Below are 6,216 nucleotides of genomic sequence, written 5' to 3' on the forward strand. Positions count from 1 at the left end.
CCTGCGATGGCGGTCTATCAGTACCGAATATACTGACTGATACACCGCCATCGCAGGCAAGCCAGCTCCCACAGGAGGACGTGTTTACAAGGGGATATTGGCTGCGGCCAGTAGCTCCTGAGTGTAGGTATGCTGCGGCGCCTCGAACACCTGATGACTCGCCCCGGCCTCCACCACCTTGCCATCCTTGATCACGATCATGTCATGGGCCATCGCCCGCACCACCGCCAGGTCATGGCTGATGAACAGGTAGGTCAGGCCGTACTTCTCCTGCAATTCACGCAACAGCGCCACCACCTGCTTTTGCACCGTGCGGTCGAGGGCCGAGGTCGGTTCGTCCAGCAGCATCAGCGCCGGTTTGAGCACCAGGGCGCGGGCGATGGCGATGCGTTGGCGCTGGCCACCGGAGAATTCGTGGGGGTAGCGGTGGCGGCTGGCGGGGTCGAGGCCCACGTCCTTGAGCACCTGGATCACCTGCGCATCGCGCTCTTGCAGGCTGCACGGCGCGTGCACTTCCAGGCCTTCGCTGATGATCTGCTGCACCGACATGCGCGGGCTGAGGCTGCCGTAAGGGTCCTGGAACACCACCTGCATCTGTTTGCGCCACGGGCGCATCTGCTGGTGGTTGAGCGGGTCGAGGGCGGTGCCCTGAAAGCGGATGCTGCCGGTGGAGTCCAGCAGGCGCAGGATCGCCTGGCCCAAGGTGGACTTGCCCGAGCCGGACTCGCCGACAATCCCCAGGGTCTTGCCGCGCTGCACGCTGAGGCTGATGCCGTCCACCGCGCGCAGATAGGTCTTGCGTCGGAACAAACCGCCGCCGAGGGGGAATTGCACGCTCAGGTCGTCCACCTGCAACACCGTTTCACGGGTGTCGCTGCACAGCACGTCACCCGAGGGCTCGGCGTCCAGCAGCAGGCGGCTGTAAGGGTGCTGCGGCGCGGTGAACAAGGTCTGGCAGTCGGCCTGTTCGACGATCTCACCGGCGCGCATCACGCACACACGCTGGGCAATGCTGCGTACCAGGTTGAGGTCGTGGCTGATCAGCAGCAGCGACATGCCCAGGCGCTGTTGCAGGGACTTGAGCAGCAGCAGGATCTTGCGCTGTACCGTCACGTCCAGCGCGGTGGTGGGTTCGTCGGCGATCAGCAGTTCCGGTTCGCAGGCCAGGGCCATGGCGATCATCACCCGTTGGCGCTGGCCGCCGGAAAGTTGATGGGGGTAGGCCTTGAGGCGTTCCTGGGGTTTCTGGATGCCCACCAGTTCGAGCAGTTCAAGGATGCGCGCCTGCGCCGCCTTGCCGCCCAGGCCCTTGTGCAGCAGCAGGGTTTCGCCGATCTGCTTTTCGATGCTGTGCAGCGGATTGAGGGAGGTCATCGGCTCCTGGAAGATCATCGCGATGCGGTTGCCGCGCAGCTTCTGCAAGGTGCTGGCCGATGCGCCCACCAGTTCCTCGCCGCGATAACGAATGGAACCGGTGGTCAACGTGCCGGCTTCGGGCAGCAACTGCAGGATCGAATGGGCCGTCACCGACTTGCCCGAGCCCGACTCGCCCACCAGCGCCAGGCACTCGCCGGGGCGTACGTCCAGGCACAACTTGCTGACCACGGTCTGGCCGTTGAAGGCGACGCTGAGGTCGCGGATCTCGATCAGATTCATATGCAATCACTCATGAGCGGGGGTCGAAGGCGTCACGCAGCGCCTCGCCAATAAAGACCAGCAGCGACAGGATCAGTGCCAAGGTGAAAAACGCCGTCAGGCCCAGCCACGGCGCTTGCAGGTTCTGCTTGCCCTGGGCGATCAACTCGCCCAGGGACGCGCTGCCGGCGGGCATGCCGAAGCCGAGGAAATCCAGGGCGCTCAAGGTGGAAATCGCCCCGGTCAAAATAAACGGCAGGTAACTCAAGGTGGCGGTCATCGCATTCGGCAGGATATGCCGACGGATGATCTTCGCGTCGCCCAAACCCAGGGCCCGCGCGGCCTTGACGTATTCCAGGTTGCGCCCGCGCAGGAACTCGGCGCGCACCACATCCACCAGGGCCAGCCAGGAAAACAGCGCCATGATCCCCAGCAGCCACCAGAAATTCGGCTCGACAAAGCCCGACAGAATGATCAGCAGGTACAGCACCGGCAGCCCCGACCACACTTCCAGCACGCGCTGGCCAATCAAATCCACCCAGCCGCCGTAATAGCCCTGCAACGCACCGGCGGCGATGCCGATGGCCGCGCTGATTGCGGTGAGCGCCAGGGCAAACAGGATCGACACCCGCGCGCCAAAGATCACCCGCGCCAACACGTCCCGCGACTGATCGTCGGTGCCCAGCCAGTTCACCGCCGAGGGCGGGCTGGGGGCAGGGCGGGTCAGTTCGTAGTTGGGCGTGTCGTCGCTGAACGGGATCGGCGGGAACAGCATCCAGCCGCCATCCTGCTCTATCAGCTTTTGCACGTAGTCACTGCGGTAATCGGCCTGGAACGGCAACTGGCCGCCGAACTGCTGCTCGGTGTAGCGCTTGAACACCGGGAAATACAGCTCGTTCTTGAAGCTCAGCACCAGGGGTTTGTCATTGGCGATCAACTCGCCGCCGAGGGTGAGGACGAACAGGCCGATAAACAGCCACAGCGACCACCAGCCGCGACGGTTCTTCTTGAACCGCTCGAAACGCCGACGGGCCACGGGAGACAGATTAAGCATCAGGCGTTCCTCGCGGCGAAGTCGATACGCGGGTCCACCAGGGTGTAGCAGAGGTCACCGATGAGTTTTATCAAGAGGCCGAACAGCGTGAAGATAAACAGCGAACCGAACACCACCGGATAGTCCCGCGAGACCGCCGCTTCGTAGCTCATGCGGCCCAGGCCATCGAGGGAGAAAATGACCTCGATCAGCAAGGAGCCGGCAAAGAACACGCTGATGAATGCCTGGGGAATGCCTGAGATCACCAGGAGCATGGCGTTGCGGAACACATGTCCGTACAGCACGCGCCGTTCGCTGAGGCCCTTGGCACGGGCAGTGACCACGTACTGACGGGTGATTTCATTGAGGAACGAGTTTTTCGTGAGGATGGTCAACGTGGCGAACCCGCCGATCACCAGCGAGGTCACCGGCAGCACCAGGTGCCAGAAGTAGTCGGCGATCTTGCCCACGGTGCTCAGTTCTTCGAAGTTCTCCGAAACCAGCCCGCGCACCGGGAACCAGTTCAGCGAGGTGCCGCCGGCGAAGACCACGATCAAGAACATCGCAAACAGGAACGCCGGCATGGCATAACCGATGACAATGGCGGTGCTGCTCCACACGTCAAAGCTGCTGCCGTGGCGCACCGCCTTGCGAATCCCCAGGGGGATCGACACCAGGTACGTGATCAGCGTGGCCCACAGGCCGAGGGAGATGGTCACCGGCATTTTTTCCAGGATCAGGTCGATCACCGTCTTGCCGCGAAAGAAGCTGTTGCCGAAGTCCAACTGGGCGTAGCTGGTGAGCATCAGCCACAGGCGTTCCGGCGCGGGCTTGTCGAAGCCGTATTGTTTTTCGATGTCCTTGATCAGCTTCGGGTCGAGGCCACGGCTGGCGCGGGAGCCGCCGCTGATGCCGTCACCGCCTGAGCCGCCGACCGCGCCGCCGCCGATGCCTTGCAGGTGGGCGATGGCTTGTTCCACCGGCCCGCCGGGCGCGGCTTGGACGATAACGAAGTTGACCAGCAGGATAATCACCAGCGTGGGGATGATCAGCAGCAGGCGCCGTACGATATAAGCAAACATCAGTGGCGGCCTCCGCGTTTCTGCATCTGTTCGTTGGTCAGCGGCGTGGGGCTGATTTCCCACCAGCTTTCCAGGGCTTCATCGTTCTTCGCCTCGACGGCCGGGCGGCCGAAGCGGTTCCACCACGCGGCGGACGTGCCGGGCGGGTAGTAGTTGGGAATCCACAGGTAATTCCATTGCAGTACCCGGTCCAGGGCGTGGGCGTAGGTGAGCATCTGCGCCTGGGTGTTGGCCTTGACCAGGCCTTTGATCAAGGTATCGACGGCCGGGTCCTTGAGCACCATGTAGTTGTTGGCGCCCGGGTCGAATGCCGCTTCCGAGCCGAAGTAGTTGTACAACTCCATCCCCGGTGAGGTGGTGACCGGGAAGCCGATCACGATCATGTCGTAGTCGCGCGCCATCATGCGGTTCACGTATTGCGAGGGGTCGATGCGGCGGATGTTCAAGGTGATGCCGATCTGTGCCAGGTTGCGTTTGTACGGTAGCAACAGGCGTTCCAGGCCGTTCTGGGTGTTGAGGAAGGTGAACTCCAGCGGTTCGCCCTCGGCGTTGACCAGCTTGTCGCCGTCCGGTTTCCAACCGGCCTCTTCCAGCAGGGCCAGGGCTTGCAGTTGTTTGTCGCGGATCATGCCGCTGCCGTCGGTGACCGGGGCCTTGAACACTTGCGTGAAGACCTCGTCAGGAATCTGCCCGCGCAGGGGCTCGAGGATCGCCAGTTCTTCTGGGGTGGGCGGTTGGCTGGCGGCCAGCGGGCTGTTGGAAAAGAAGCTCTGCTGGCGGATGTACATATTGCGCATCATCTGCCGGTTGGCCCATTCGAAGTCCCAGAGCATCGCCAGGGCCTGGCGCACGCGGCGGTCCTTGAACATCGGCTTTTGCACGTTGAACACATAGCCCTGGGCCGGTTGCGGCGCCTCTTTGGCCAGGTGCGCACGTTGCAGGCGGCCATCGTCGAGGGCCGGGCCGTTGTAGCCGATGGAATAGCCAGTGGCGGAAAACTCGCGGTTGAAATCATAGGCGCCGCCGCGCAGGACCTGGCGCGCCACTTCGGTGTCGCCGAAGTATTCCAGGCTCAGGTGATCGAAGTTGTACAGGCCACGGCTGACGGGCAGGTCCTTGCCCCACCAGTCGGGGTCGCGGGTAAAGGTGATGGTGCTGCCGGAGTCGATCTTGCTGATTTTGTACGGGCCGCTGCCCAACGGTATCTCGTAGCCGCCGCCATTGGCGAAGTCGCGGGTTTTCCACCAGTGTTCGGGGAGCACCGGCAGGGTCGCCAGGTCGAGGGGCAGGGTGCGGTTTTCATTGCTGGAGAAATCGAAGCGCACTTGGCGCTCGCCTTCGACTTCGACGTGCTTGACGTCGGCGAACAGCGTGCGAAAGCCTAGCCGGCCTTGGGTCATCAGCAGGTTGTAGCTGTAGCGCACGTCTTCGGCGGTGATCGGCGTGCCATCGGCGAAACGCGCCTTGGGGTTGAGGAAGAAGCGCAGCGACAGACCATCTTCGGCGCGTTCCATCTTCTCGGCCACCAGGCCATAGACCGTGTAGGGCTCATCCAGGGAGCGCTGGGCCAGGGGCGAATAGAGCCAGCCGTCGACCTGGGACACGCCGATGCCTTTGTCGATATACGGCAACACATGGTCAAAGCGCCCGATCTCGATGGCCGAGCGCTTCAGGCTGCCGCCCTTGGGGGCGTTGGGGTTGACGTAGTCGAAGTGGTGGAAGCCGGCGGGGTATTTGGCCGGTTCGCCGTACACGGTGAGGTACGGTTGCGGCGCCGCCATAACGGCGGTGCTGGTCAATAGCAGGGAAGCAGTAAGCAGTCTTAGAAAAGCCAATCGCATTATCAGCCTTGAGCACCGGGTGAACAGGAATAGGGATTTGTACGCTAACGGCTCCAGCGTCGCCAGTCGTCACATGCACAACGGCCCACCAAAAGGCGGGCCGTTGTGTAGGGCATCAGCGCAGACTGGATCAGTCCTGGCGGCTGGTGACTTCCAGCAGGTGGTAGCCGAACTGGGTTTTTACTGGGCCTTGTACGGTGTTGACCGGGGCGCTGAAGACGACGGTGTCGAATTCCTTGACCATCTGGCCTGGGCCGAACGAGCCCAGGTTGCCGCCGTCGCGGCTGGATGGGCAGCTGGAATTGGCTTTGGCGATTTCTGCGAAATCAGCGCCGCCTTCGATTTGGGCTTTGAGTTCGTTGCACTTGTCTTCAGTGGAAACGAGGATGTGACGGGCGGTGGCTTTGGCCATGGGGAAGGTCTCCTTGGGGTAAAAAGGGGGAGCGTACCGGATTCAGGCGGTTATTTCTTGGCAAAGTTCCGCTGGTTTGGCTTTTGGTTGGAGTGAGTACATATCCGTTTCTTCGGTAACGGCGGCTTATGGTTCCGCCCTTACGGCGGGTCACTTTGGAAAAGCCCCAAAGTAACCAAAGGGCTCTTGCCCCAACACTCGGTGCCTCGCCTA

General features: G+C 62.4%; 5 protein-coding genes. All 5 read right to left on the minus strand.

The features are described 5' to 3' along the window. Nucleotides 1–84 precede the first annotated feature (84 nt). Entirely contained in the window at nucleotides 85–1,656 is a 1,572-nt protein-coding gene (locus ACZRMO_RS29235) for an ABC transporter ATP-binding protein (protein WP_463975162.1), read from the minus strand. Between the two features lie 10 nt (nucleotides 1,657–1,666). Next, nucleotides 1,667–2,689 (minus strand): ABC transporter permease, encoded by a 1,023-nt coding sequence (locus ACZRMO_RS29240; RefSeq protein WP_463975163.1) that lies wholly within the window; start codon nucleotides 2,687–2,689, stop codon nucleotides 1,667–1,669. After that, a complete protein-coding gene (locus tag ACZRMO_RS29245; protein ID WP_017737227.1) occupies nucleotides 2,689–3,750 on the minus strand; it encodes a microcin C ABC transporter permease YejB in 1,062 nt (353 codons plus the stop codon). The genes ACZRMO_RS29240 and ACZRMO_RS29245 overlap by 1 nt, the downstream gene beginning before the upstream one ends. Continuing rightward, nucleotides 3,750–5,591: an extracellular solute-binding protein gene (locus ACZRMO_RS29250; protein ID WP_463975164.1), complete on the minus strand. Its 1,842-nt coding sequence runs from the start codon at nucleotides 5,589–5,591 to the stop codon at nucleotides 3,750–3,752. Before ACZRMO_RS29250 ends, ACZRMO_RS29245 begins: the two co-directional genes overlap by 1 nt. Nucleotides 5,592–5,721: 130 nt before the next feature. Beyond that, nucleotides 5,722–6,003: a peptidylprolyl isomerase gene (locus tag ACZRMO_RS29255; RefSeq protein ID WP_010210937.1), complete on the minus strand. Its 282-nt coding sequence runs from the start codon at nucleotides 6,001–6,003 to the stop codon at nucleotides 5,722–5,724. Nucleotides 6,004–6,216 lie beyond the last annotated feature (213 nt).

This window comes from Pseudomonas sp. B611 (assembly GCF_055407965.1).